Raw genomic sequence first — 24,583 nt, forward strand, 5'->3', positions numbered from 1 at the left:
CCTGAAGGGGCCGGCCTTCGTCGTTTGCGGGCTCAGAGCAGCGCCAACTGATCCCCCGCCTTGGGCGGGGGCTGGAACAGGTCGCAGCGCATGCTCCACCGCCGCTGATCCAGCCCCAGGCGCCGGGCCGCCAGTTTGTAGCGCGCGGCCAGCAACTCGGCATAGACGCCGGTGCCGCGCATACGGGTGCCGAACTGGGCATGGTTGCGGCCACCATCCCGGCACTGGCGGATCAGGCTCAGCACGTGGTCGGCCCGGTCCGGCACATGGTGGCGCAGCCATTCCTCCATCAGGTCGGCCAGCTCGCGCGGCAGCCGCAACAGGATGTAGTGGCCCTGGGAGGCGCCGGCCTCCTTCGCGGCGGCCAGGATGCTCTCCAGCTCGGCGTCGTTCAGCGCCGGGATCATGGGCGACGCCAGGACGCTGACGGGAATGCCCGCGTCCGCCAGCTGGCGTATCGCGTCCAGGCGCCGCTGCGGCGTGCCGGCGCGTGGCTCCAGCCGCCGGGCCAGATCGCGATCCAGGGTGGTGATGGAGATGGAGACCCGGGCCAGCCCCGCCGCCGCCATGGGCGCCAGGATGTCCATGTCCCGCAGCACCAGCGGCGACTTGGTGATGATGCCCACCGGATGACGGAAATCGCGCAGCACCTCCAGCACGCCGCGGGTGATGCGCTCCGTTCGCTCGATGGGCTGGTAGGGATCGGTGTTGGCGCCCAGCGCGATGGGCTTGGGGGCATAGCCCCGGGCGCGCAATTCCTTGGCCAGCAAGGCGGGCGCGTCGCGCTTGGCGTAGAGGATGGTTTCGAAATCCAGCCCTGGGGAATGGCCCAGGTAGGCGTGGCTGGGCCGGGCGAAACAATAGACGCAGCCATGCTCACACCCCCGGTAGGGATTGATGGAGCGGTCGAAATTCACGTCCGGGCTGTCGTTGTAGCTGATCACGCTGCGCGAGGTGTCCAGCCGGATCTGGGTGGCGGGCGGGACGCCCAGGTCGGCCTCCTCATCCCACCCGTCCTGCCCTGGCCGGGCCCAGCCGTCATCGGTGCGCAGGCGCGTATGCGTCTCGAAGCGGCCCACGCGGTTGGAGGCGGTTCCCCGCCCCTTCAACGGGCGATCGTCCAGAACATCGACCATGGCACCCCTCCTCAGCAGCGGCGAGGGGAGAGCGTAGATCCGGACAAATGAGAACACAACAAGAACATGACCTGAGTAGGCCATGAAAAAGGGCCGCCCCGTTGGGGGCGGCCCACTTTTTCATCGTCGTGTGATTGGCACCGATCAGGCGGCGGAGACCGCCAGCCGGGCGCAGACGGCCTCGATCAGCATCTGGCGGGCGCGGTCGACGATGTCATCCATGGAGGGCGTGCGCACGAACATCGCGGCCGCGCGTTCCCTCAGGTCCTCGCGCGTGGGCAGGGGGGGCATGGTCGGCATGGAGGGCAGGCTGGGCATGTGCAGGTCCGGCATGTGCAGCGAGGCCAGCATGGCCTCCGCCTGGGCGCGCGCGGTCTGCAGCTTGTGCTGCAACTCGGCCTTCACATCGGCCAGCGACGGGCTGTCGGCCAGGGTGGCCTGCAGGCGGGCGGCGATCTGCTCGACATGGAAGGTCGCGGCCAACTGGCCCGCCGCCTTTTCGATGATGGCCTTGCCCAGGCGCTGCTCGCCGCGCACCACGGCGACGGGCGGGCGGTGCAGGTCCCAGGTGATCCCCACCCAGGAGAGCGCCTTCAGGATGTAGTAGGTGGTGTCCACCTCCCACCAGCGGAAGCCCTGGCAGGCGGCGCTCTGATAGGCGTGGTGGTTGTTGTGCCAGCCCTCGCCCATGGTCAGCAGGGCGAACCACCAGTTGTTGCGGCTATCGTCGCCGGTCAGATAGCGGCGGCGGCCGTACACATGGGCCAGGGAGTTGATGCAGAAGGTGCCGTGGTAGGTCGCCACCGTGCTCCAGAAAAAGCCCACCACCAGGCCGGACCAGCCGGCCACGGCCCAGACGCCCACGGCCAGCAGGAAGGCCGGCAGGTAGTGGAACCGGTCGAGGAAGCGCAGCTCGGGGAACTTGGCCAGATCCGGCACGGCCGTCAGTTCGGTCTTGTCATGGCGGGCTGTGAAGATCCAGCCCATGTGCGCGTACCAGAAGCCGCGTTGCAGCGGGGAGTGCACGTCCGCCGGCGTGTCGGAATAGCGATGATGGTGGCGGTGCTTGGCCGCCCACCACAGGATGCCGCGCTGCGCCGATGTCTGGGCGATGAAGGCCAGCACGAACTGGAACCAGCGGCTGGTCTTGTAGGCGCGGTGTGAGAAATAGCGGTGATAGCCGCCGGTGATGCCGAACATGCGCAGGCCATACAGCCCCACCGCCAACGCCACATCCTGCCAGTAGACGCCGGTCCAGATGGCCGCCAGGCAGACCAGGTGCACGATGATGAACGGAATGGCGCCGGCGGCCTGGATATCGTCCAGATAGTCTTTCGCCGTGCCTTGGGCGCTTTGCGTGGGGGCGGTGTCGCGGGCGGGGTTGGTCACCGGGGTGTGCACTCCGTCAGGGGCCGGCGGCGGGGGCCGGTAGGGGTGATTTCTATGGCGTCTGGATAGCAGGAATCGGCATCGAAGCCGACTCCGTGTTTGAGGCGTTGGTCCTGTTTCCCAGGGTAAAGGGATAACCCTGAAGGGCAGCTTAACACCGACCGGTGGAACCGCGAATTGTGTTGGGTCAAAAATCCGGCGAGAGGTCCTCGGGCGCGGACGCGACGGGCCGGTTGACGCCCACGGCGCCGCTGGCGCCGCCGTCCATCCACCAGCCGGAATCGGCCAGCTTCCCCTCATACAGCTCCATCACCGGCTTCTGCAGCCGGTCGACCAGCACCATGTCATGGGTCGCCACCAGGCAGGTGGTCCCCAGTTTGTTCAGCTCGATGAACAGCCGCATGATGCGCAGGCTCATCTCCCGGTCGATGTTACCCGTGGGCTCGTCGGCGATGATCAGCTTGGGCCGGGTGACGACGGCGCGGGCAATGGCCACCAACTGCTTCTGCCCACCCGACAGGCGCAGGGGCCGCTCATCCAGCTTGGCCTTCAGCCCCACCCAGGACAGCAGTTCCGTGACGCTCTCCCGCACGTGGGCCTCGTCCTGGCCGGCCAGGCGCAGGGGCAGGGCCACGTTGTCGAACACGGTCAGGTGGTTCATCAGGCGGAAGTCCTGGAACACCACCCCGATTTGGCGGCGGATGGCCGGCAGGGCCTTGCGCGGGGTTTTGGACAGGGGATGGCCCAGCAGGGTGATCAGGCCACGCGACGGCCGTTCCGCCAGATACAGCAGCTTCAGCAGGCTGGACTTGCCAGCGCCGGTGGGGCCGGTGAGGAAGTGGAAGGACCCCGGCGCCAGTTCGAAGCTTATGTCGCGCAGCACCTCCGGACCGGTGCCGTAGCGGAGGCCGACATTTTCGAAACGAACCACGGGAGTCTCGTCCTGGCGGAAGGGGAGGGGGCGGAAAGGGAGTGGCGCGGAAATAGAGGGGGCGAAAATGGAACGGGCCCGGCCCGGCCGCCCGTAGGGGCATGGGGAACCGGGCCCGGTCCGGAATCTGCGACGGGGGCTTATTCGGCCGTGGCCGCCTCGCCGCCCGCGCGCTCGGTGGTGGGGAACAGGCCCGCCTTCTCGAACGCCGTCAGGGTTTCCTGCGCCCAGGCGCGCAGATCGGTCAGGCCGCTGTGGCCGGTCCACACGTCAATGCCGTAGCGCTTCTCCAGGTCGGCGTCGGTCATCTTCAGCGCGTCGCGGACGGAGATGAACTCCTTCTCCAACAGCTTCCAGATGTCGCTTTCGCAGCGCTTGATGGTGATCACACCGACGCCCTGGCTCTGGAAGCTCCTCAGGCGGCGGAAGGACTGGTCGTTCTCATAGGGGGCGAAGCCGCCGGCCACTTCGTTCAACACGATGAAACGGCGGCCGAAGGGCAGCCACTCGTTCTTGTCGAAGGAGTATTGGATCAGGGCGCGCGCGTCCTCGATGGCCTGGGCCTCGGCCTTGGTGGTGACGATCAGGTCGATGGGGTTGCTGTTGCGGCGGCGCAGCAGGGCACCGGCGTTGCGCGCCTCGGCCCAGGCGAACAGGTCGGCGGCCACATTGGCGCCCACGTCCACCACATAGCCACCCTCCAGCAGGGTGCGGCCGAACTCGTCCCAGTACTTGATGGCCAGGTTGGGGTCGGTCGAGGTCTTGATGTTGGTCAGCTGCTCGCCGATGCCCAGTTCCTTCACGCCCGCGAACAGGCGGCCGAACTTGGACCGGTGGTTCAGCGGGTCGCTGTCGGCGGCGGCCAGCTTCACCGGCGCACCCTTCTGCTCGTGCTGCAGGACCAGCATCTGGGCCACCAGCGTCTTGCCCTGGCCGCCGGTCTTGGCCATCGAGATATAGGTTCGCGTCATGGGGTCGTTCTCCTGGTCCCGCATTCTTGGTGCCGGCGTCCCCGGCCGCCCCTTTCCGGGCCACCCGCATTCCCGTCCGCCGCCGCGCGGCGAAACCCCTCGGGGACTGAAGCCCCGGAACGCGTCTGGCCACGGGCTGGACATCATGAAACGGCGCGTCCAGCCGGGCCTTGAATCGATACAGGTTTTCCCCCCGCGCTTCAACTGCGGGGGCCGCCCTTAACCGAAATCGCGCGGAGGTCGCCCGTGGGCCTCCGCCATCAGGGGTGATGCTCCCGCAGGCGGGGCATGATCTCGACCAGATTGCAGGGGCGGAAACGGTTGTCCAACTGGTACCGCAGGATCAGATCCCAGCCGTCGCGGCAGGCGCTGGGGCTGCCGGGCAGGGCGAACAGATAGGTGCCCCCGGCCACGCCGGCCGTGGCCCGGCTTTGCAGGGCCGACGTGCCGATCTTCTCATAGGACAGGGTGCGGAACATTTCGCCGAAGCCGTCGATTCGCTTCTCATAGACGCTGTCGAAGGCTTCGGGCGTCACGTCCCGCCCGGTCAGTCCGGTGCCGCCGGTGGAGATGACCACGTCCACCGCGGGGTCGGCGATCCAGGCGCGCAACTGGTCGGAGATGGCCGTCTGGTCATCCTTCACGATGGCGCGGCCCGCCAGGACATGGCCGGCGGCGGTCAGCCGTTCCACCAGCGTGTCACCAGACTTGTCGGTGGTGGGGTCGCGGGTGTCGGACACCGTCATCACGGCGATCTGCACGGGCAGGAAGGGGCGGGTTTCGTCGATGCGGGACATGGGGCTGTGTTCCCTGTGGCAATGCTGCGCTTTAAGTGAGGGGGCGGACGCCAGCCGTCAACAGCCCGGGGCCCCCGGTGCCGTCAGACCTCGACCACTTCCAGAAGCTCACCATCGGTGCCGAAGCAGCCGCAGGCCAGCGCGCCGTTGAAGCCACAGCCCCCGTCCAGCGTCACGGCGTGGGCGGTGCCCGCCAGCCCGCCGTGGGCCGGGTCATAGCCCCGCACCACCCGGCCAAAACCGGCATAAGGGGTGTCGATACGGGGGAAGGCCGTCCCCCCCCACCAAAAACTGTCGCCCTGGGCCGCCAAGGGACGTGAGGTGTCGATGCCGGCGTTGACGAACAGCAGTTCGGGCAGGCCCTCCTGCCGTCGTTCCGTATAGGCGGCGCGGCGCAAGGCCGCGAACAGGGTGTCATGGCCGGGGGACGCCCGCTGGGCGGTGCGCAACTGTCCGGTCCAACGCGCCAGTGAGACGGCGCCGTCTCGGGCGGCGGCCACGCCCTGGTAGGCGCTGCCGCCATAGGCGGCCAGGGTGGCGTCGACCCCCTGGGTCATCATCCACTGCAGGACTTCGATGGGGTTGGGGGCGAACTGCAGCTGCAGCAGTTTCTGCCACATCTCCTCCTGCCCGCCGCGCAGATAGACAAGATCGCTGACAATGACGCCGCGCACCGACAGGATCGCCCGGCGGAAGGACAGCAGCTCGTCCATCGTATCGCGCACCCGGGGGCCGCGGCCGATCAGGTTGCCCAGATAGATCAGCCGGTCACCCGCTTGGAACCGGGCGCCGATGTCATCGTGCAGGGCCGCCAGCCGATCCACGTCACCATGGATGGCACCCACGGCCCAGATGCGCCGTGGACGGCCCAGCACGACAAAGCGCTCTTGTTCGTTCATGCGTTGGGTCAGACCGGCAGAAGAAGATGTCGGACAGTGTATGCGCCACCGGCGCATGAAAAAAGGGGCGATCGAGCCCGACCACCCCTTTTTGCACTAAGTATAGTGATGCGGCCGAACCGTACCCCCAATGGGCGGATACGGAAGGCGTCCTGGCGGCAGTGGTCAGGCGGCCTTGGCCAGCACCGCTTCCAGCCGCTCGGTGGCCTTGCGCTCATCGATCTTCTCGACGGCGGCCAGCTCACGGGCCAAACGCTCCAGCGCGGCATGATAAATCTGCCGCTCGCTGTAGGACTGGTCCGACTGGTCGGTGCCGCGATGCAGGTCGCGCACCACCTCGGCGATGGACACGGGGTCGCCGGAGTTGATCTTGGCCTCATACTCCTGGGCCCGGCGGCTCCACATGATGCGCTTGATCTTGGACGGACCTTGCAGGGTCTCCATCGCGTCCTTGATCCGGTCCTTGGTCGACAGGCGGCGCAGGCCGGCGTTCCGGGCCTTGGTCACCGGGACCTTCAGCGTCATCCGCTCCTTCTCGAAGGTGATGGCGTACAGCACCACCTCCATATCGGCGATGGCGTGCTTTTCGATCGCCACGATTTGCCCAACCCCATGGGCTGGGTAAACGACGTAATCACCAGTGACGAAATCGAGCTTATCGGTCATTTGGATCGGCTCTCACAATTCGGCTTTGAAGTCCCGCCAGAGGGCGGGGCTGGGCGCCGGGAACGGCATGCGAACGTCGCTGTCGGCCCCATAGGGGCCGCGACAAGGGACAACAGCACGAAGGCGCTGGGGGAACAGGGCACGCACTAGGCGTTCGCGAACGGCGTGCCGATCCTCGCGTCCAGGACTATATCCGATATGACCGTGCGATGACAGGTCGACAAGACCGTGTTCGACTTAAGTTCCTGGTGTGGGCCAGGATGTCGGACATGCGAATCGCGCATGTCTTGGGCAATGGCCGCCAAAGATTTGGGCAGGCCAGCCGAAAGATAAGAAAAGCGCCGCTCATCCCGGTGGATGGCGGCGCCTGCACCCGTCTCAGTTGCCGCTGCCGGCTTTGTCGCTGAAATAGGTCTTGAACTTGTCCGGCACGCCCTTGAAGGCGTCGGCGTCGGCCGGCGCCGGCTTCTTTCGGTTCAGGTTCGGCCAAGCGGCGGCGTACTGGCGGTTCATTTCCAGCCATTCCTCGGCGCGGCCGTCGGTGTCCGGCAGGATGGCCTCCGCCGGGCACTCCGGTTCGCAGACGCCGCAGTCGATGCACTCGTCGGGATGGATGACCAGCATGTTGTCACCCTCGTAGAAGCAGTCCACGGGGCAGACTTCCACGCAGTCGGTGTACTTGCACTTGATGCATTGCTCGGTCACGACATACGGCATTGCTCGCACTCTCCTTAAAAACCCGGGGCCCCGGGGCGCCCCCTCCGGGGCGGCCTGCATTCCAGCGGCGGCACCGGGCACGTATAGCCCGATATCGTCCAGGGGTATAGCGCCCGCGACCATCGGCAAAACCTACGTCGTCCGGATAGCGGGCCGGATGACAGCGGGAGAGGTAAAACATGCGCGGGGCCCGCGCAACAGCGTTGAATGCGCAATGCCGCGCCGACGGCGCCGCGTTGGCGGGCATATACACGCAAAAGGGGCAAGTCATGTTGCAAACACCCGAAAATAGCAGATAGTCTACCTCCACGATCACGGCGGCATGAGGGCGGCCAACAAGAAGGGCGACGGGACGGGATGATAGCGGACGGCAAGAACGGCCCCACGGCGACGGATGCCCAACCAAGGCCGACCCCGGACATGGCGGCCCAGCTGTATGGGGTGCTGCAGCTGTTTTCCCAAGCCATCGTCGTCTTCGGTCCCGACGACCGGGTGGTGTTCGCCAACGACCGCTACCATGAGATGTTCCCCCGGTCCCCGGCGCCCGGCGCCATCCTGGGCTGGAGCTTCGAGGACCTGTTGCGCCAATCCATCGCCGCGGGGCAGGTTCCGCAGGCGGACGGGGACCCCGAGGCCTACATCGCCCGACGCATGGCGCAGCGGGGGATCGCGCGCGAGGGAATGATCGGCGATCGCTGGTACCGCGCGGTGGAGGAACGCATCCCCGGCGGCGGCATCGTGCTGAGCTACCACGACATCACCGACCGCCGGGTGGCGGAGGAGGAGCTGCGGCGCAAGTCCGCCATCCTCAGCGCCGCCATGGAGGCGGTCCCGGGCGGCTTCATGGTGATGGACGAGCGGTTCAATTTCGTGGTGTGGAGCCGCAACTGGCCCGCCATCGGCGGGGCGACGGATGAGATCGTCCGGGCCTACCCCAACATGCCCGATCTCGCCCGCTGGCAGTCGCGTCGCGGCGACTATGACGCCATTCGCCTGGAGGCAAATCAATTCGATACCGAAACCATCGCCTCCATTCCCTGGTTGGGCCGATTGCTTGCCTTGCAGGCCGCCCGTCCCCCCCAACTCATCCCCACGGATGAGGAGCGGGAACTGCTGGTCCAGTGGCAGCTGCTGCGCTACCGCCCCGAGGGCCGGCCCGATGGCGAACGGGCGGAGGGCAGCGGCACCATCCATATCGGTGGCGACGACGGCCGCATCGTGGAATTCCGCCGGAGTCGGATGCCCGGTCTGGGCTGGGTGTCGATCTACAACGACGTGACCGAGCGCTACCGCCGCGAGGAGGAGACGGCGCGCGCCCATGCCGAGACCGCCCGCGCCCTGCAGGAACTGCGCGACACCCAGGAAAGCCTGGTCCAGGCGGAGAAACTGGCGTCGCTGGGGGAGCTGGTGGCCGGTGTGGCGCATGAGTTGAACACCCCCGTCGGCATCAGCTACACCGCCGCCACCTTCCTCAGCGACCGCCTGCGTGAATTCAGGGTTGAGCTGGAGCGGACGCCCCGGCGCGCCACCATGATGGAGTTCCTGGATTTGGTGGGGGAAACGGCGGACCTGATGACCGTCAATGCCGGCCGGGCGGCCCGCCTGGTGCAGAGCTTCAAGAACATCGCCGTGGATCAGACCAACGATGAGCGGCGCCTGTTGTCGTTGAAGTCCTATCTGGAGGAGATCGCCATCAGCCTGAGCCCGCAGTGGAAGCGTCCGGGGCACACGCTGACGATCGATTGCCCGACGGGGCTGGTCCTGGACACGTATCCGGGGGCCTTGAGCCAGGTCCTGACCAACTTGATCGTCAACGCCACGCTGCACGGCTACGCCCCCGGGCAAGCCGGGCGGCTGACCATCACGGCGTCGCCGCTGCCGCTGGCGGCGGGCGGGGGGACGGGGCGGCCGGCGGCGGAACATGTGGAGATCCTGTTCGCCGACGACGGCAAGGGTATCGCGCCAGAGGCCTTGCCCCGCATCTTCGACCCCTTCTTCACCACCCGGCGTGGGGCGGGCAGCACGGGCCTGGGCCTCAATATCGTCTTCAATCTGGTGACCCGCACCCTGGGCGGCCGCATCGAGGTGGACAGCACGCCCGGCCGTGGCACCCGCTTCTTCCTGCGTCTGCCCAAGGTGGCACCTCAACCGCCAGCCTCCCCCGCCCAACCTTCCCCCGCCAGCTGACGCTTGCTCCCGCACGGCCGCCCCACTACCGTGGCGTGGTCCTGGCAACCCGCGCCGGCAGGGCAGGGGGGGCAGGCAAGGGGCGGGACACTGGGCTTGGGGGCCGTGCGCATGGGGGAAACGTCGCGTTGCCGGGCATGGGCGCCCTGCCTGGTGCTGCTGGCCTGGCTTGCCGGTTTCGCCCAGCCCGCTGCGGCGGCGGCGGACCCCGCCCCCCGGGGTCAGGCGCCGGGCAAGACCCTGGTGCGGGCCATCGGTGGTGTGCCCGTTACGCTGGATCCCCAGCACGCCGACTTGGCCTCGGAAAGCGGGGTGATCAATGACCTGCTGGAAGGGCTGCTGGCGCCCGACGGCAAGGGAGGCGCCCGCCCGGCCTTGGCTGAAAGCTGGACCATCTCCCCCGATGGCCGCATCTACACCTTCAAGCTGCGGCCGGACGCCAAATGGTCGGACGGCACACCGATCACAGCCGATGATTTCGTCTTCTCCTGGCGGCGTCTGGCCGATCCCCGGACGGTCGCGCCCTTCGCCTTTTACATGTGGGTCGTGGTGAACGGCGAGGCCATCGCCAAGGGTGCCATCAAGGACGTCGCCCGTCTGGGCGTCATGGCCTTGGATGCCCGCACCTTCCAGGTCGAGCTCGTGCGTCCCACGGCCTATTTCCTGGCCATGCTTCAGCATCAGGCCCTGTTCGCCGTGCAAAGAGCCAGCGTCGAGGCCTATGGCGACGCGTTCACCCAGCCCGGCCATTATGTTTCCAGTGGCGCCTATGTGCTGGCGGAGAACGTGCCGCGGGATCACCTGACGCTGGTGCGCAACCCGGCCTATTACGATCAGGCGAAAGTCCGCATCGACACCGTGCGGGACCTGCCGCTGGAGGAGCGCGATGTGGAGACGCGACTGTTCCAGGGGGGCGGACTGATGACCACCTATGAGCTGCCCATCGACCAGGTGGCCTGGGCGCGGTCTGCGCTGAAGGAGGCTTTCGTCCGGTCGGACGCCTATGACACCTATTTCCTCAGCTTCAACCTGCGCAACGAGCCCTGGAAGTCGCAGCCCAAGCTGCGTGAGGCGTTGAGCCTGGCGGTGGATCGCGAGGGGCTGGCTTCCCAGGTCCTACAGGGGGAGCAGCCTGCCTACAGCTATGTGCCCCCGCAAGCCGCCGGCGTGGGGGCGGCCGGCTATGAGCCGGGCTGGCCCGCTTGGCGGACGCTGACCCAGGCGGACCGTGACCGGCGGGCGAAAGCCCTGCTGGCCGAGGCGGGCTACGGCCCGGGTGCCCCTGTGCCCTCCATCTCCCTGCTGTATCCGCTGGGCGGGAACTGGCAGGCGGCGGCGGCGGCCGTTGCGGCGCGATGGAAGGCCACGTTGGGCGTGGATGTGCGGCTCGACGGCCAGGATTTCAGCGCCGTGTCCACCCAGGCGAACGAGAAGAGGTTCAAGGACATCGTCTTCGCGTCCTGGATCGGCGACTACGCGGACGCCAACAGCTTCCTGGCCCTGATGCGCAGCGATGCGGGTCAGGAAAACTACGCCAGCTATCGCAACCCGCTGTTCGACGCCCTGATGGAGGAGGCGAACGGCGAGGCTGACGCCGACCGCCGCGCCGGCCTGTTGCGCCGCGCCGAACGGCTGATGATGGACGACACGCCGGTCATTCCGCTGTTCCACAAGACCATGCGGCGGCTGGTGTCGCCCCGTGTCATTGGCTGGACCCCCAATCCCCTGGACGTCATCCCCAGCCGTTTCCTGGACGTGGTGCCGTAATCGCCTATCGCCCCGTGTCGACCGTCGGTCGGCGGGCGTTGGGGGCGGTGGGTGGCCGGTCGGGTTCCGGCGGCATGTCCCATCCGTGGGCCAATGTGCTGTCGGCCATGGGGATATAACCCTGGCCCAGGTCCACCGGCATCTGGAAGCCGGACAGGCCCGGCACGGGGCAGGAGGCGGACTTGGCGCGCAGGGCCCAGCCGCCCGGCAGGGGCCTGTCCCAGACGAACACGGCGCAGGGGCCGGTGAGGGGCGGGTGCGGGGTATAGGTCTCGTCGATCTGGAAGCCGGGGTAGTTGCCCCGCACGCTGCCGGCCTCGCCCGCGAAAGTTTGCGGCGTCAGGGGCGGGGGCGTCAGGGGCGAGAGGGGCGGCGGGATCAGCCCCGGCTCGGCGCAGGCCGACAGCCCCATCGTCAATACCGCCATCCACCACCATCGCTGTGCCATGGCGCCCCCTTCCGCAGCTTATACGCGTTCCCATCGCGATCGAGGGATGCGTGCCCACGGCGGCGGCCGTGGGGCGGAAGCGTGGCGTTTTCTGGGCGGGATGCGGATGCGCCGATGACGGCATGAAAGCCCAATGCAAAACGCCCGCCGAACGGGGTGTTCGGCAGGCGTCTGGCATTTGCAATCGGGGGCAAGCGACGGCGCGGGCGCCAGTCGCGTCCCCAAGAAAGCCTTACTTGGCTTCCTTGTTCATACCGCGACCGGTGGTGCGCTCGGTGATGCGGGCCGACTTGCCGCGGCGATCGCGCAGGTAGTACAGCTTGGCGCGGCGGACGTCGCCCTTGCGGATCAGCTCGATGCTGTCGATGCGGGGGCTGTACAGCGGGAACACGCGTTCCACGCCTTCGCCGTAGCTGATCTTGCGGACGGTGAAGCTGGAGCTCACGCCGGCGTTGCGGCGGGCGATGACCACGCCCTCGTAGGCCTGCACGCGTTCACGCGAGCCTTCGATGACCTTCACGTTCACCTTCACGGTGTCGCCCGGGGAGAATTCCGGCACCGCACGGACGGCGGTCAGCTTTTCGATCTGCTCTTGTTCGAGCTTCTGAATGATGTTCATGACTCAACACTCCAAATGATGACAATGGCCAGCCTCACGGCGGTCAATCCACGTTCGACACAGGCGCCGTCTCCACCATGGGGTCCAGGGGGGAAACACCATCCTCTACGGTCGAACCGCTCCGGCGGCGCCGGCGGCGGTTCTTGCTCTCGACCTTGGGCCGGCTCTCCTCGTAGCGCCGCCACAGGTCCGGTCGCCGGTCCCTGGTGATGCGCTCCGCCTCGGCCAACCGCCAGGCTTTCACCTTCTCGTGGTGCCCGGAGAGTAGAACCTCGGGCACCGCGCGGTCCTGCCAGACGGCGGGCCGCGTATAGTGGGGATATTCCAGCAGTCCCCGCTCGAAACTCTCTTCACCCGCCGTCTCGACGTTGCCCATGACGCCCGGCAGCAGCCGGACACAGGCGTCGATCAGGCACAGCGCCGCGGGCTCACCCCCGGAAAGCACGAAATCCCCGAGGCTCACTTCCTCGAGGCCCTGCGCTTCCAGGACCCGCTCATCCACCCCCTCGTACCGGCCGCACAGGATGGTGAGGCTGGGCGCCGATACGAATTCCCGTACCAACGCCTGGTCCAGCACACGTCCACGCGGCGAGAGGTAGATCGCCCGGCCCCGTTCCCGCTGGTCCTGGCTCAAGCGCGACCGGCTGGCGGTCAGCGCTGTATCCAGAACGTCGGGCCGCATGACCATGCCTGGTCCGCCGCCGAACGGGGTGTCGTCCACGGAGCGATGCTTATCGCTCGCGAACGACCGGATGTCCACTGATTCCAGAGACCAGGTGCCATTTTCAAGCGCTTTCCCCGCAAGGCTCATGCCCAGCGGCCCCGGAAACATTTCCGGGAACAGGGTCAGCACCGTCACATGCCATCCGGACGTCATGGAATCAGGCCTCGTCGCCCTTGGGCCCTTCGGTTTCGGGGCCCTCGGCCTCGGGCGCGTCTTCATCCGTGGCGACTGCCTCGTCGGCGGCGGGGCCGCCTTCCATCTCGGCCAGTTCCTCGGGCGTCGGCTTCACCTTGTCAAACAGGCCGGCCGGCGGTTCGACGGTCACCAACCCGGCCTTCACGTCAACCACCGGAACGGCGGCACGGCTGAAGGGGATGGTGACGGCCTTGCCGCTGCCCGCGTGCGCGATCTCCAGCATGTCGCCGCCACCAAAATCATAGATGGCCTTGATCTCGCCGAAGGGCTCGCCGTCGGCGGTGGTCGCCACCAGGCCGATCAGATCGGCATGGTAGAACTCATCCGCGTCATCGGTCGCCGGCAACTGGTCGCGATTGATGAACAGCCGCGTGCCCTTCAGGGCGTCGGCGGCGTCGCGGTCGCGTACCCCCTGCAATTCCGCCAGGAAATGATCCTTGCCCATGCCGGTCATGGTCAGGGCGAAGGTGCGGGCACCCGACTCGTCGGTCAGCGCGCCATAGGCGAACAGCGACTCCGGCACGGCCGTGTAGCTCTTCACCTTGACGCGGCCGCGCACCCCGTGGCTGCCCACGAACTGCCCGACGCAGATGCGCGTGGCGGTATCCATCAAACGTACTCTCTCGAAGACTGCATGGGGCCGAAAAGCTCGACGGGGGCGGTCGCCCGCCCCCGTCGCATCCTGTCAGCCTGTACCCGGCCCGTTTGACACGGGGAACCGGTTCAGGGCCTGGATCAGCCCTCGGCGCTGGCGGCGGCGGCGGCGGCCAGCTTGGCGCGCTCCTGGGCCTTCGCCTTGGGGGCGGACTTCTTGGGGCTCTCGACCACCTTGGGCAGGTCGATGATGTTGGCGCGGCCCAGGAACAGGGCGACACGGTCGGTCGGCTGGGCGCCGACGGACAGCCAATGGCGGGCGCGGTCTTCCTTCAGGGTGATGCGCTCGGCATGCTCGCGCGGCAGCATCGGGTTGTAGGTGCCGATCTTCTCGATGAAGTTGCCGTCGCGGGGCGAACGGCTGTCGGACACGACGATGCTGTAGAACGGACGCTTCTTGGCGCCACCGCGGGCGAGACGAATCTTGAGGGACATTTCTTTACTTCCTGACTCTGATGTTGATTGAACTGAATGGTGAAACGCGAACTAAACAGGCTGGGGATCAGCGGCCTTTGGGCATCAGGGCCGACAGGCCCTGGCGCATCAGCCCCTTCTTCCCCAGTTTCTTGAACTTGCGCATCATGTCGGCCATGTCCTGGTACTGCTTCAGCAGCCGGTTGACGTCGGCCACCGTGGTCCCGGACCCCAGCGCGATGCGGCGCCGGCGCGATGCGTTCAGTATCTTGATGTCGCGGCGCTCTTTTTGGGTCATGGAGGTGATGATCGCCTCCTGACGCTTCAGCATGCGCTCGTCGACGTTGGCCTTGGACAGCTGGTCCTTGATCTTGCCGACGCCGGGCAACATGGACAGCATGCCGCTCATGCCGCCCATCTTCCGGATCTGGCGCAGCTGGGACAGCATGTCGTCCAGGTCGAAGTTGCCCTTTTCCATCTTGGCGGCAAGCTTTTCGGCTTCCTCGCGGTCGATGGTTTCGGCGGCCTTTTCCACCAGGCTGAGCACGTCGCCCATGCCCAGGATGCGGCCGGCGATGCGGTCGGGGTGGAAGGCTTCCAGCGCGTCGATCTTTTCGCCGGTGCCCAGCAGCTTGATGGGGCGGCCGGTGATCTGGCGCATCGACAGGGCGGCACCACCGCGGGCGTCGCCATCGATGCGGGTCATGACGATGCCGGTGACGCCGACCTTGTCGTTGAAGTTGGTGGCGACGGTGACGGCATCCTGGCCGGTCATCGCATCCACCACCAGCAGGCTTTCAACCGGGTGGGTGACGTCGCGGATGCGCACCACCTCGTCCATCAACTCTTCGTCGATGGCCAGCCGGCCGGCTGTGTCCAGCAGGACGACGTCATAGCCTTCCAGCCGCCCCACGCGCATGGCGCGTTGGGCGATGGTCACCGGGTCTTCGCCGGCGACGATGGGCAGGGTGGCCACGTCCACCTGCTCGCCCAATATGCGAAGCTGTTCCTGGGCGGCCGGGCGTCGCGTGTCCAGCGACGCCATCAGCACCTTTTTCTTTTCGCGCGTCTTCAGCAGGCGGGCGATCTTGGCGGTGCTGGTGGTCTTGCCCGAGCCTTGCAGGCCCAGCATCAGCACCGGTACCGGCGCTTCGGCGTTGAGGTTGATGCCCTCGCTCTCGGCGCCCAGCATCTCGACCAGATGGTCGTGGACGATCTTGATGACCATCTGGCCGGGGGTGATGGAACGCAGCACCTCCTGGCCGACGGCCTTTTCCTTCACGCCATTGATGAAGGATTTGACCACGGGCAGGGCGACGTCGGCCTCCAGCAGGGCCACGCGCACTTCGCGCAGCGCCGCGCCGACATCCTCTTCGCTGAGGGCGCCGCGCCGACGCAGCCGGTCGAAGATGTCGCCGAGCCGTCCTGTCAAGCCGTCAAACATAAACCCGTCCTGGCCATTGCCGTTCAGATATCCGCCACCGCCCCTTGGCTAGCCCCTCGATCAGGCCCATTTGCCCAAACGAAAAGCGCCAGTGCACGAAACTCGTGGACTGGCGGCGCGCCTAGGCGCGGCATGCGGATCACCCCCGGGTCGCGAGGACCCCGGGCTGAGGCTGGGGTATCTAGACCTGTGGCGGGCGTCTGTCAATCCTTACCCTGCGACCGGCGACGCCACCCAGCCTTGCCGCTGTCAAGCGCGCGAAGCGGTCGGGGTCCGCGAAGTCGGGGCCCCGACAATGGGGGCCTGCGCGGGGATAGGGCGGCTTAGTCAAAACACGCGGTTGTCAGCGGCCTGTACACCTGTAATAGACGGAGCGAGTATCCCGCTATTTCGCCTAAAGCCTGCTTTGGACTGCGCGGCCCCTCTTCCAGGGCGCAATTAAGATAAGGTATGAACAGGTTATCGGGGTAGTCTTGTTAATGCCGTCCCGTGGCGGGTATGAATTGCGGGGGGGCGGCCCCGCGGAGGCTGGTATGTCGATGTCGTCCGGCAGAAATGCCGAACCCGAGCGGTCGAGGATGAGCCAGACGGAGCTTCTGGCGATCGTTGGCAAGCATCGGGCCTTTTTGACAAAACAGCCGGGGGGCGTGCGGGCCAGCTTCAAGCTGCGTGACCTGTCCCACATGGATCTGTCGGGCCTTAACCTGGCCGAGGCAGACTTCTCGGGCGCCAAGCTGTTTGGCGCCCGCATGGTGGACTGCATCCTGACCGGCGCATCGCTGTATGCCGCCGATCTGCGCCTGGCCAACCTGGAACGCTCCGACCTGCGGCGGGCCGATTTGCGGGGCGCCTGCCTGCGCGGCGCGGTGCTGAACCAGGCCTCCATGGCCGAGGCCGACCTGCGGGAAGGCACCATCATGCACGTTCGTAAAGACGGCAGCATCACCCCGCATGAATTCGACGCCGTGCCCGTGCAGACGGAACTGTCGTGCGCCACCGTCGTGGGCGCCGACCTCAGCCGGGCCAAGCTGTCCAATACCTTTCTGGTGCAGTCGGACCTGACGGACTGCATCATGCGCGGCGCCAAGATGGCACGGGCCAACCTGACGAACACCAACCTGACGGGCTGCGACCTCAAGGGCGCCGACCTGACGGGCGCGAACCTGACAGGCGCCAAGCTGCACGGCGCCGATCTAACAGGGGCGGAGCTGGGCCTTGCGCGATTCGCAGGGGCCCTGATGATGGGCACCATCCTGGATGACAACGCCCGGCGCGCGGAAGAGGTGCTGGAAGGTATCCATGCCCCCACGCCGGAGGATGCGGGCCTGGATCTCTCCGCCATGCTGGTGCTGCATACGGAATGGGTGGAGACGGGTGGGCGCGAGGGCGCCCGGGCCGATCTGTCCAGTCTGGATCTGAGCGGCGTGGATTTGGCCGGCGCGAACCTGTCGGCCGCCCTGCTGCACTGCGCCTGCCTGCGTCAGGCCAATTTGGTGGGCACCTCCCTACCCATGGCCGACCTGTCCCTGGCCGACCTGCGCGACGCCAACCTCAGCCGGGCCGACCTGCGCGGCGCGTCGCTGGAACGCGCCACGCTGAACGGCGCCCAACTGGTGCGGGCAGACCTGGGGCCGGTGCTGATCCAAAGCTCCACCGGCCGCCTGTGGAGCGCCAACCTGCACCGCGCGCGGCTGGACGGCGCCAACCTGTCCGGCGCCATGCTGAAGCGGGCGGTGCTGTCCCAATCCTCGCTGGTGGGGGCGGTGCTGAAGGATGCGGAGTTGTCGGACGCCAAGATGGCTGGTGCCGATCTGCGCGATGTCGACCTGAACGACACCGACCTGGATGGCGCCGACATGGCGGATGTGGTCGGCATGGTCCACTGACCTAGTTTTGCCCTAGTTCCCCGCCAAGGTTTCCTTACAAGGCTGTCGCCCCCCGACCCCGCCTCTTCGCCTCCCCGCCGGACGTCCATGCCGCTGCCCACACAAGACCGTTCCGCCCGCCGCCTGGTGCTCAGCCTGCTGCTGGCCGGCCCATTCCTGTTCGGTCTCTGGGCCGTGCTGCTGGGCCAGGACGGCAACTGGGACCTGCGCAACTATCATTGGTACAACGCCTACGCCTTCCTGACCGGGCGCTGGGGGATGGATGTCGCGCCGGCCCAGGTGGCCAGCTTCTACAATCCAACCTTGGATTTGCCGTTCTTCCTGGCGGCGCAGGTGCTGCCAGCTCGATTGGTCGAATTCCTGTTGGGCAGCATCCAGGGCGCCAACCTGGTGCTGCTCTACGGTTTGGCGTGGACGATTCAAGGGACGCAGACGCCGGAACGGCGGCGCGCCCTGGTGGCGCTGGCCGTTGCGGTTTGCGGCATGGTGGGCGGCGGACAGGTGGGTTTGCTGGGCACCACCTTTTACGACAACGTCATCAGCCTGTTCGTCCTGGGCGGCCTGCTGGTCGCCATCGGCGGGGACGGCGTGGCCTGGAACGGTCCCAACGGCCCGGCCTTCCGCCGTGTCGCGCTGGCGGGCTTGCTGGTGGGCGGCGGCGTGGGGCTGAAGCAACCCACCATCGTCTTCGCCGTCGGCACCTGCGCCGCCTTCCTCCTGGCCGGGGGTACCGCCTGGCGGCGCCTGTTCCTGGCCTTCTTCTTCGGCCTGGGGGTGCTGGCCGGCATGGCCCTCTTCTCCGGTCACTGGATGTGGTTCCTGTGGAGCCATTTCCAGAACCCGCTGTTCCCTTACTTCAACAACGTTTTCCATTCCCCCTGGGGGACCCCCGATCCCTACCGGGACGACAAATTCATTCCCAAGGGTCCGGTGGCGGCCGCCCTGTTCCCGCTGGCTTGGGCTTTGGATCCCAAGCTGGTGGGCGAGATCATCTTTCGCGACTACCGTGTGCTGACGGCTTACGTCGTGCTGCTGCTGACGGGGGCCGTTGTGCTGGCCGGATGGCTGCGGGCGCGGCTCGCGGGTGGGGCGGGGGTGATCGACATCGGCGGCCCGGCCCGTGCCCGGCGCTACCTGTTGCTGGCGGGCGCGCTAAGCTATCTGGTGTGGCTCAAGCTGTTCGCGATCTACCGCTATCTCATCCCGCTGGAGATGCTGGCGCCCGTCCTGATTCTGGCGGCGGTGGCCCTGTGGCCGGCCTCCGCCCGGGTGCGGGGCGGCGTCACCGCCGTGCTGCTGCTGCTGTTGGCCGCCACCGGCCAGTCCGGTACATGGGCCCGTGTGCCCTGGGGCGACCGGCCGTGGGACGCCAAGGTGTCGGAGGTGCAGGCGCCACCGCTGCCCCGGCCGGACCACACCGTTATGCTGATGACGGGCTACGCCCCCACCAGCTTCCTCATTCCCGGATTCCCCGCGCAAATCCCCTTCCTGCGGCTGCAGAGCTATTTCATCCATCCCGACCAGGGCGACATCCTGCTGAACCGGCGGATGCGCCAGCGTATCGACCAGGGCATCGCCGATGGCGATGATTTCTACCTGCTGGTCGCGCATTGGGAGACGTGGACCATAGACCAGATTTTGCCACGTTATGGCCTTACGGGCGCCGGGGAGCCGTGCCAGCCTGTCACGTCGACCCTGGATGAGCCCATGCTGTTATGCCGCATCATACCGCTGCAACCGGCGGCGGGCCGTGATATGAACCCGGTGAACTGACATTTATTGTTTTTAAGGACTTTTCTTGATGGTCGATTCCACCAGTTCCAAGCCCGTCGTGGCCGTGTTGGTGCCTTGCTATAATGAGGAGGCGGCCATCGCCAAGGTGGTGGCCGACTTCAAGGCGGCCCTGCCGGACGCGACCGTCTATGTCTACGACAACAATTCCAAGGACCGCACGGTGGAGGTGGCGCGCGCCGCCGGCGCCGTCGTCCGCAGTGAGCCGCTCCAGGGCAAGGGCAATGTGGTGCGCCGCATGTTCGCCGATATCGAGGCGGACGTGTATGTGATGGTGGACGGCGACGACACCTATCATGCCGCCAGCGCGCCGGCCTTGGTCGACCGGCTGGTCGTCGAGCAGCTGGACATGGTGAACGGCGCGCGCGTCACGGAGATCGAGGCCGCCTACCGCCCCGGCCATCGTTTCGGCAACGTGCTGCTGACCAGCCTGGTGACCATGGTGTTCGGCAAGCGCACCAACGACATGCTGTCGGGCTACCGCGTCTTCTCGCGCCGGTTCGTGAAGTCCTTCCCGGCCTTGGCCGGCGGTTTCGAGACGGAGACGGAACTGACGGTGCATGCGCTGGAATTGCGCATGCCCATCGCCGAGGTCGAGACCCCCTACAAGGATCGGCCGCCAGGGTCGGTCAGCAAGCTGTCCACCTACAAGGACGGTTTCCGCATCCTGTGGATGATCACCAAGCTGGTGAAGGAGGAGCGGCCCATGCTGTTCTTCGGCGGGGCCGCCCTGCTGCTGGCGCTGCTGTCGGTGATCCTGGGCATTCCCATCTTCGTGACCTTTGTCGAGACGGGACTGGTGCCGCGCCTGCCCACGGCGGTGCTGGCCACCAGCCTGATGACCCTGGCCTTCCTGGCGTTGACCTGTGGCCTGATCCTGGACACGGTGACGCGTGGCCGGCGGGAGATGAAGCGCCTGCGCTATCTGGAAATCCCGGCGCCGAACTTCCCTCCGCTGCGGCAGGGCTGAGCGTTGGCGAGCCTTCCTGAGGCGGCGGCGACGCCGGCGGGCACGCCCCCTCAGGGCCAGTCCGCGCACGTGCGGGCGGAGGTGGTGTCCTTCGCCCTCATCGGCGTGGGCGGCCTGTTCGTCGACATGGGGGCGCTGTGGGTGGCGATGCACCCCTTGGGGCTGGACAAGCACAGCGCCGGCTTTTTTTCCTATTTCGTGGCGGCCACCTTCACCTGGGTGATGAATCGCCAGTTCACCTTCAAGGGCGTCAGCCGGCGTGGCGCCCTGAAGCAATGGGCCAAGTTCCTGGTGGCCAATTCGGTTGGCGGCGTCGTCAACCTGACGACTTACAATGTGATCGTCTGGCTGGACGCTCCAGCCTTCGCCGTGGCCATCCTGCCCTGGCTGCCCGCGCTTTGGCCCTATGGCGCGAAGGGGGCCGGTGCCTTGGCCGGCATGGGTTTCAACTTCGTCCTGTCCAAGATGCTGGTCTTCGGGCGCAAATAGCGCCGGGGGCCTTTGCCGCCCAGCCGGTGCTTGGGGCGCGGTCGCCCCAATCTGCGGTGGGGGCAGGCCGGCCCTGCCGGGCACGCCCATGGACAGCGGGTCGATCCTGGCCATATAACCGGGCATCATGGCGCGCCGCTTTCTGAAGATGCACGGGCTGGGCAACGACTTCGTCGTTCTGGACGCCCGCGATACCCCCCTGTCGCTGACGGGCGCCCAGGCGCGCGTCCTGGCGGACCGTCGCTTTGGCGTCGGCTGTGACCAGATCATCATTCTGGAGCCGCCGCAATCCGCCGGCGCCGACGTCTTCATGCGCATCCTGAATCCGGACGGCAGTGAATCCGGCGCCTGCGGCAACGCCACGCGCTGCGTCGCCTCCCTGGTCGCGGCTGAAGGGATGGGGCGCGACCGGCTGACGGTGGAAACCATCAGCGGCCTGTTGCCCGCCGTTCGCCATGCCGACGGCTTGGTGACGGTGGACATGGGCCCGGCCCGCCTGGATTGGCGGCAGATACCCTTGGCGGAGCCGGCGGACACCCTGTCGCTGGATGTGGGCGCCGGTCCGCTGTCCGCCCCTTGCGCCGTCAACATGGGCAATCCCCACGCCGTTTTCTTTGTGGATGACGCCGAGGCGGTGGACTTGGCCAGCTGGGGCCCACGGCTGGAACACCACACGGCTTTTCCCCAGCGCGCCAATATCGAGGTGGCGACCGTCGTCGCCCCCGGCCGGGTGCGCATGCGGGTGTGGGAACGGGGCGCGGGCATCACGCTGGCCTGCGGCTCCGGCGCTTGCGCCACGCTGGTGGCGGCGGTTCGCCGCGGCCTGACCGGCCGCAGGGCCGAGATCGTCATGGATGGCGGGGTGCTGACCATCGAATGGCGCGAGAGCGACGGCCACGTGCTGATGACCGGGCCCGTGGCCACCGCCTTCAGCGGGGAACTGGACGAGAGCCTTTTGTCGGGCCCCTGCCCATGAGCGTCGACCATACAGAAGAAGGCCACGACCACCGCCAGGAAGGGTCGGGTCCTGAGATTTCCGGTGAGGCGGGCGGGCCCCAGGTGGTGACGTTCGGGTGCCGCCTGAACGCCTATGAGTCCGAGGTGATGCGCGACCATGCGCGCGCCGCCGGCTTGGGCCCGGTGTTGATCTTCAACACCTGCGCCGTGACCTCCGAGGCCGAGCGCCAGGCCCGTCAGGCCATTCGCAAGGCCCGGCGCGAGAACCCCGCCACCCGCATCGTCGTGACCGGCTGCGCCGCCCAGGTGAACCCCGGCACCTTCGCCGCCATGCCCGAGGTGGACCAGGTGCTGGGCAATGATCTGAAGCTGAAGGCTGACAGCTGGACCAGCTTCGGCGCCGGCCAGGCGGAGCGGGTGATCGTCAACGACATCATGTCGGTGCGCGAGACCGCCAGCCACCTGATCCAGGGCATGGAAGGTCGCGCCCGCGCCTTCATCCAGGTGCAGAACGGCTGCGACCATCGCTGCACCTTCTGCATCATCCCGTACGGCCGGGGCAATTCCCGCTCCGTCCCCATGGGCGAGGTGGTGACCCAGGTGCGCACCCTCGTGGAACAGGGCTACCGCGAGGTGGTGCTGACCGGCGTGGACGTCACCAGCTACGGCCCCGACCTGCCGGGCGCGCCCACCCTGGGCCAGATGATCCGCCGCCTGTTGGCCTTGGTGCCGGACCTGCCGCGCCTGCGCCTGTCCTCGCTGGACCCGGTGGAGATCGATGACGACCTCTGGCGCCTGATCGCCGAGGAGCCGCGCCTGATGCCCCACCTGCACGTCAGCCTGCAGGCGGGCGACGACATGGTGCTGAAGCGCATGAAGCGCCGGCACAGCCGGGCGGACGCCGTGGCTTTCTGCCAGCGTGCCCGCGACTTGCGGCCCGACATGGTGTTTGGTGCCGACCTGATCGCCGGCTTCCCCACGGAAACCGATGAGATGTTCCAGAACACCCTGGACGCGGTGGCCGACTGCGACCTGACCTGGCTGCACGTCTTCCCCTACAGCCCGCGCCCCGGCACGCCGGCGGCCCGCATGCCGCAGGTGGACAAGGCGGTGCGCAAGGAACGGGCGGCCCGGCTGCGCGCGGCGGGCGAGGCGGCGGTGCGCCGCCATCTGGCCAGCCAGCAGGGGCGCACCGTCATGGTGCTGGTGGAAAAAGGCCGGGTGGGGCGCACCGAACAGTTCGCCGAGGTGCGGCTGGATCGCGACTTGGCACCGGGCACGCTGGTGGAGGCCCGCATCACCGGGCTGGATGGGGACATGCTGATGGGTTGCTGCTGATGTTCGATTGGATCAAGCGTAAGAAGCCCGCCGATACCCCGGCCGCCCCTGTGGCGCCGACGCCTGTGGAAGCTCCCACCGAGACTGTTTCGCTGCCGGAACAGGTTCCGTTCGCGGCTGAGGCGGTGGCCCCCCCCGGGCCGGCCACTCCCAAACCCGCCCTCATCCTCGATGCCGCCCCGGTGGCGGCGGTGGAAGAGGCGCCTGCGGGTAGCTGGCTGTCGCGCCTGCGCCGTGGCCTGTCCAAGTCCACCAACCGGCTGACCGACGGCATCGGCGGCATCTTCACCAAGCGCAAGCTGGATGACGAGACGCTGGAGGAGCTGGAGGAACTGCTGATCCAGGCGGACCTGGGGCCGGCCATGGCCGCCCGGGTCACGGGCGATCTCGCCAAGAGCCGCTTCGGCAAGGAAATCTCGCCGGATGAGGTTAAGCGCTTCCTGGCGGATGAGATCGCCAAGGTGCTGGCACCGGTGGCCCGCCCCCTGGTGCTGGATGGAAGCCACAAGCCGCACGTGGTGCTGGTGGTGGGCGTGAACGGCACGGGCAAGACCACCACCATCGGCAAGTACGCCAGGGAGCTGCGCGATGCCGGCAAGGTCGTATGGCTGGCCGCCGGCGACACCTTCCGCGCCGCCGCCGTCAGCCAGCTGCAGATCTGGGGCGAGCGCACCGGCGCGCCGGTGGTGGCCAAGGAGACCGGGGCCGACGCCGCCGGCCTGGCCTATGAGGCGCTGGAAAAGGCGCGCGCGGCCGGCGCCGACGTGCTGCTGATCGACACCGCCGGCCGCCTGCAGAACAAGCAGGGCCTGATGGAAGAGCTGCGCAAGATCGTGCGCGTCATCAAGAAGGTGGACCCCACCGCCCCCCACACCACCCTGTTGACCCTGGACGCCACCACCGGCCAGAACGCCCATTCGCAGGTGGAAGTGTTCAAGGAGATGGTGTCGGTCAATGGCCTGATCCTGACCAAGCTGGACGGGTCCGCGCGAGGTGGGGTGCTGGTGTCGCTGGCGCAGAAATTCGGCCTGCCGGTCCACGCCATCGGTGTGGGCGAGGGGATCGACGACCTGCGCCCCTTCGACGCCCAGTCTTTCGCCGCGTCGCTGGTGGGGTTGGACGAGGGGCGCTGATCCCGCCCGCGCCATCCGCAGATGGCGCTCGGTTTCCGGGCCCCCCATCCCGTATAGTCCT

Annotated in this window: 23 protein-coding genes; 9 read left to right on the forward strand and 14 right to left on the reverse strand. The window is 67.4% G+C overall.

What is annotated here, in order from left to right; genetic code table 11:
• Nucleotides 1-32: 32 nt before the first annotated feature.
• From FHS74_RS00645 to fdxA, 8 genes are all read right to left on the reverse strand, one after another.
• Complete coding sequence (locus FHS74_RS00645; protein WP_184796472.1) at nt 33-1,136, reverse strand: PA0069 family radical SAM protein; 1,104 nt, start codon at nt 1,134-1,136, stop codon at nt 33-35.
• A gap of 144 nt (nt 1,137-1,280) precedes the next feature.
• Complete coding sequence (locus FHS74_RS00650; protein WP_343066820.1) at nt 1,281-2,525, reverse strand: acyl-CoA desaturase; 1,245 nt, start codon at nt 2,523-2,525, stop codon at nt 1,281-1,283.
• A gap of 187 nt (nt 2,526-2,712) precedes the next feature.
• Nucleotides 2,713-3,456: a cell division ATP-binding protein FtsE gene (gene ftsE, locus FHS74_RS00655; protein WP_184796477.1), complete on the reverse strand. Its 744-nt coding sequence runs from the start codon at nt 3,454-3,456 to the stop codon at nt 2,713-2,715.
• A gap of 140 nt (nt 3,457-3,596) precedes the next feature.
• Nucleotides 3,597-4,427 carry a hypothetical protein gene (locus FHS74_RS00660; protein WP_246462840.1) on the reverse strand — a complete coding sequence of 277 codons (831 nt, stop codon included), beginning with the start codon at nt 4,425-4,427 and terminating at the stop codon, nt 3,597-3,599.
• A 260-nt stretch (nt 4,428-4,687) separates the two neighbouring features.
• Complete coding sequence (gene moaB / locus FHS74_RS00665; protein ID WP_184796481.1) at nt 4,688-5,224, reverse strand: molybdenum cofactor biosynthesis protein B; 537 nt, start codon at nt 5,222-5,224, stop codon at nt 4,688-4,690.
• An 83-nt stretch (nt 5,225-5,307) separates the two neighbouring features.
• Nucleotides 5,308-6,123: a metallophosphoesterase family protein gene (locus FHS74_RS00670; protein WP_184796483.1), complete on the reverse strand. Its 816-nt coding sequence runs from the start codon at nt 6,121-6,123 to the stop codon at nt 5,308-5,310.
• A 165-nt stretch (nt 6,124-6,288) separates the two neighbouring features.
• Complete coding sequence (locus tag FHS74_RS00675) at nt 6,289-6,789, reverse strand: CarD family transcriptional regulator (protein ID WP_184796485.1); 501 nt, start codon at nt 6,787-6,789, stop codon at nt 6,289-6,291.
• A 378-nt stretch (nt 6,790-7,167) separates the two neighbouring features.
• Nucleotides 7,168-7,506: a ferredoxin FdxA gene (gene fdxA, locus FHS74_RS00680; RefSeq protein WP_184796487.1), complete on the reverse strand. Its 339-nt coding sequence runs from the start codon at nt 7,504-7,506 to the stop codon at nt 7,168-7,170.
• Between the two features lie 420 nt (nt 7,507-7,926).
• Between fdxA and FHS74_RS00685 the strand changes: the two genes are divergently transcribed.
• Together FHS74_RS00685 and FHS74_RS00690 are read left to right on the forward strand one after the other, a co-directional pair.
• Nucleotides 7,927-9,693 carry a sensor histidine kinase gene (locus FHS74_RS00685; protein ID WP_184796489.1) on the forward strand — a complete coding sequence of 589 codons (1,767 nt, stop codon included), beginning with the start codon at nt 7,927-7,929 and terminating at the stop codon, nt 9,691-9,693.
• A 111-nt stretch (nt 9,694-9,804) separates the two neighbouring features.
• Nucleotides 9,805-11,460: a peptide ABC transporter substrate-binding protein gene (locus tag FHS74_RS00690; protein ID WP_184796491.1), complete on the forward strand. Its 1,656-nt coding sequence runs from the start codon at nt 9,805-9,807 to the stop codon at nt 11,458-11,460.
• 4 nt (nt 11,461-11,464) lie between these two features.
• Here the strand turns inward: FHS74_RS00690 and FHS74_RS00695 are convergent, their stop codons facing one another.
• The 6 genes from FHS74_RS00695 to ffh all read right to left on the reverse strand — a co-directional run bounded on the left by FHS74_RS00695 (nt 11,465) and on the right by ffh (nt 15,958).
• A complete protein-coding gene (locus FHS74_RS00695; protein ID WP_184796493.1) occupies nt 11,465-11,908 on the reverse strand; it encodes a hypothetical protein in 444 nt (147 codons plus the stop codon).
• Between the two features lie 232 nt (nt 11,909-12,140).
• Nucleotides 12,141-12,527, reverse strand: coding sequence for a 50S ribosomal protein L19 (rplS, locus tag FHS74_RS00700; RefSeq protein WP_184796495.1), 387 nt, complete (start codon nt 12,525-12,527; stop codon nt 12,141-12,143).
• Nucleotides 12,528-12,570: 43 nt separating this feature from the next.
• Complete coding sequence (trmD, locus tag FHS74_RS00705) at nt 12,571-13,404, reverse strand: tRNA (guanosine(37)-N1)-methyltransferase TrmD (protein WP_184796497.1); 834 nt, start codon at nt 13,402-13,404, stop codon at nt 12,571-12,573.
• 4 nt (nt 13,405-13,408) lie between these two features.
• On the reverse strand, nt 13,409-14,056 hold the full coding sequence (gene rimM / locus FHS74_RS00710; protein WP_184796499.1) for a ribosome maturation factor RimM: 648 nt from the start codon (nt 14,054-14,056) through the stop codon (nt 13,409-13,411).
• A 125-nt stretch (nt 14,057-14,181) separates the two neighbouring features.
• Nucleotides 14,182-14,535, reverse strand: coding sequence for a 30S ribosomal protein S16 (gene rpsP / locus FHS74_RS00715; protein ID WP_184796502.1), 354 nt, complete (start codon nt 14,533-14,535; stop codon nt 14,182-14,184).
• 67 nt (nt 14,536-14,602) lie between these two features.
• A complete protein-coding gene (gene ffh / locus FHS74_RS00720; RefSeq protein WP_184796504.1) occupies nt 14,603-15,958 on the reverse strand; it encodes a signal recognition particle protein in 1,356 nt (451 codons plus the stop codon).
• Between the two features lie 578 nt (nt 15,959-16,536).
• Here ffh and FHS74_RS00725 point away from each other — a divergent pair.
• The 7 genes from FHS74_RS00725 to ftsY all read left to right on the forward strand — a co-directional run bounded on the left by FHS74_RS00725 (nt 16,537) and on the right by ftsY (nt 24,522).
• The gene (locus FHS74_RS00725; RefSeq protein ID WP_246462841.1) at nt 16,537-17,844 is read left to right on the forward strand and encodes a pentapeptide repeat-containing protein; all 1,308 of its coding nucleotides are present in this window, start codon (nt 16,537-16,539) and stop codon (nt 17,842-17,844) included.
• Nucleotides 17,845-17,931: 87 nt separating this feature from the next.
• Nucleotides 17,932-19,617 (forward strand): hypothetical protein, encoded by a 1,686-nt coding sequence (locus FHS74_RS00730; protein ID WP_184796508.1) that lies wholly within the window; start codon nt 17,932-17,934, stop codon nt 19,615-19,617.
• 28 nt (nt 19,618-19,645) lie between these two features.
• Entirely contained in the window at nt 19,646-20,605 is a 960-nt protein-coding gene (locus FHS74_RS00735) for a glycosyltransferase family 2 protein (protein ID WP_184796510.1), read from the forward strand.
• 3 nt (nt 20,606-20,608) lie between these two features.
• Entirely contained in the window at nt 20,609-21,094 is a 486-nt protein-coding gene (locus tag FHS74_RS00740; protein WP_184796512.1) for a GtrA family protein, read from the forward strand.
• 127 nt (nt 21,095-21,221) lie between these two features.
• On the forward strand, nt 21,222-22,070 hold the full coding sequence (dapF, locus tag FHS74_RS00745) for a diaminopimelate epimerase (RefSeq protein ID WP_184796514.1): 849 nt from the start codon (nt 21,222-21,224) through the stop codon (nt 22,068-22,070).
• The gene (gene mtaB / locus FHS74_RS00750) at nt 22,067-23,389 is read left to right on the forward strand and encodes a tRNA (N(6)-L-threonylcarbamoyladenosine(37)-C(2))-methylthiotransferase MtaB (protein ID WP_211106022.1); all 1,323 of its coding nucleotides are present in this window, start codon (nt 22,067-22,069) and stop codon (nt 23,387-23,389) included. The genes dapF and mtaB overlap by 4 nt, the downstream gene beginning before the upstream one ends.
• Nucleotides 23,389-24,522, forward strand: a complete 1,134-nt coding sequence (gene ftsY, locus FHS74_RS00755; protein WP_184796516.1) for a signal recognition particle-docking protein FtsY — start codon at nt 23,389-23,391, stop codon at nt 24,520-24,522. Before mtaB ends, ftsY begins: the two co-directional genes overlap by 1 nt.
• Nucleotides 24,523-24,583: the final 61 nt, after the last annotated feature.

Origin of the sequence: Nitrospirillum iridis (genome assembly GCF_014205765.1) — a bacterium.
Lineage (GTDB): Bacteria > Pseudomonadota > Alphaproteobacteria > Azospirillales > Azospirillaceae > Nitrospirillum > Nitrospirillum iridis.

Excerpts from the sequence above, each read along its gene's own strand:
- FHS74_RS00645 (WP_184796472.1), bottom strand. The coding sequence starts at position 1,136 with ATGGTCGATGTTCTGGACGATCGCCCGTTGAAGGGGCGGGGAACCGCC.
- FHS74_RS00660 (WP_246462840.1), bottom strand. The coding sequence starts at position 4,427 with ATGACGCGAACCTATATCTCGATGGCCAAGACCGGCGGCCAGGGCAAG.
- moaB (WP_184796481.1), bottom strand. The coding sequence starts at position 5,224 with ATGTCCCGCATCGACGAAACCCGCCCCTTCCTGCCCGTGCAGATCGCC.
- FHS74_RS00670 (WP_184796483.1), bottom strand. The coding sequence starts at position 6,123 with ATGAACGAACAAGAGCGCTTTGTCGTGCTGGGCCGTCCACGGCGCATC.
- FHS74_RS00675 (WP_184796485.1), bottom strand. The coding sequence starts at position 6,789 with ATGACCGATAAGCTCGATTTCGTCACTGGTGATTACGTCGTTTACCCA.
- fdxA (WP_184796487.1), bottom strand. The coding sequence starts at position 7,506 with ATGCCGTATGTCGTGACCGAGCAATGCATCAAGTGCAAGTACACCGAC.
- FHS74_RS00685 (WP_184796489.1), top strand. The coding sequence starts at position 7,927 with ATGGCGGCCCAGCTGTATGGGGTGCTGCAGCTGTTTTCCCAAGCCATC.
- FHS74_RS00690 (WP_184796491.1), top strand. The coding sequence starts at position 9,805 with ATGGGGGAAACGTCGCGTTGCCGGGCATGGGCGCCCTGCCTGGTGCTG.
- FHS74_RS00695 (WP_184796493.1), bottom strand. The coding sequence starts at position 11,908 with ATGGCACAGCGATGGTGGTGGATGGCGGTATTGACGATGGGGCTGTCG.
- rplS (WP_184796495.1), bottom strand. The coding sequence starts at position 12,527 with ATGAACATCATTCAGAAGCTCGAACAAGAGCAGATCGAAAAGCTGACC.
- trmD (WP_184796497.1), bottom strand. The coding sequence starts at position 13,404 with ATGACGTCCGGATGGCATGTGACGGTGCTGACCCTGTTCCCGGAAATG.
- rimM (WP_184796499.1), bottom strand. The coding sequence starts at position 14,056 with ATGGATACCGCCACGCGCATCTGCGTCGGGCAGTTCGTGGGCAGCCAC.
- rpsP (WP_184796502.1), bottom strand. The coding sequence starts at position 14,535 with ATGTCCCTCAAGATTCGTCTCGCCCGCGGTGGCGCCAAGAAGCGTCCG.
- ffh (WP_184796504.1), bottom strand. The coding sequence starts at position 15,958 with ATGTTTGACGGCTTGACAGGACGGCTCGGCGACATCTTCGACCGGCTG.
- FHS74_RS00725 (WP_246462841.1), top strand. The coding sequence starts at position 16,537 with ATGAGCCAGACGGAGCTTCTGGCGATCGTTGGCAAGCATCGGGCCTTT.
- FHS74_RS00730 (WP_184796508.1), top strand. The coding sequence starts at position 17,932 with ATGCCGCTGCCCACACAAGACCGTTCCGCCCGCCGCCTGGTGCTCAGC.
- FHS74_RS00735 (WP_184796510.1), top strand. The coding sequence starts at position 19,646 with ATGGTCGATTCCACCAGTTCCAAGCCCGTCGTGGCCGTGTTGGTGCCT.
- dapF (WP_184796514.1), top strand. The coding sequence starts at position 21,222 with ATGGCGCGCCGCTTTCTGAAGATGCACGGGCTGGGCAACGACTTCGTC.
- mtaB (WP_211106022.1), top strand. The coding sequence starts at position 22,067 with ATGAGCGTCGACCATACAGAAGAAGGCCACGACCACCGCCAGGAAGGG.
- ftsY (WP_184796516.1), top strand. The coding sequence starts at position 23,389 with ATGTTCGATTGGATCAAGCGTAAGAAGCCCGCCGATACCCCGGCCGCC.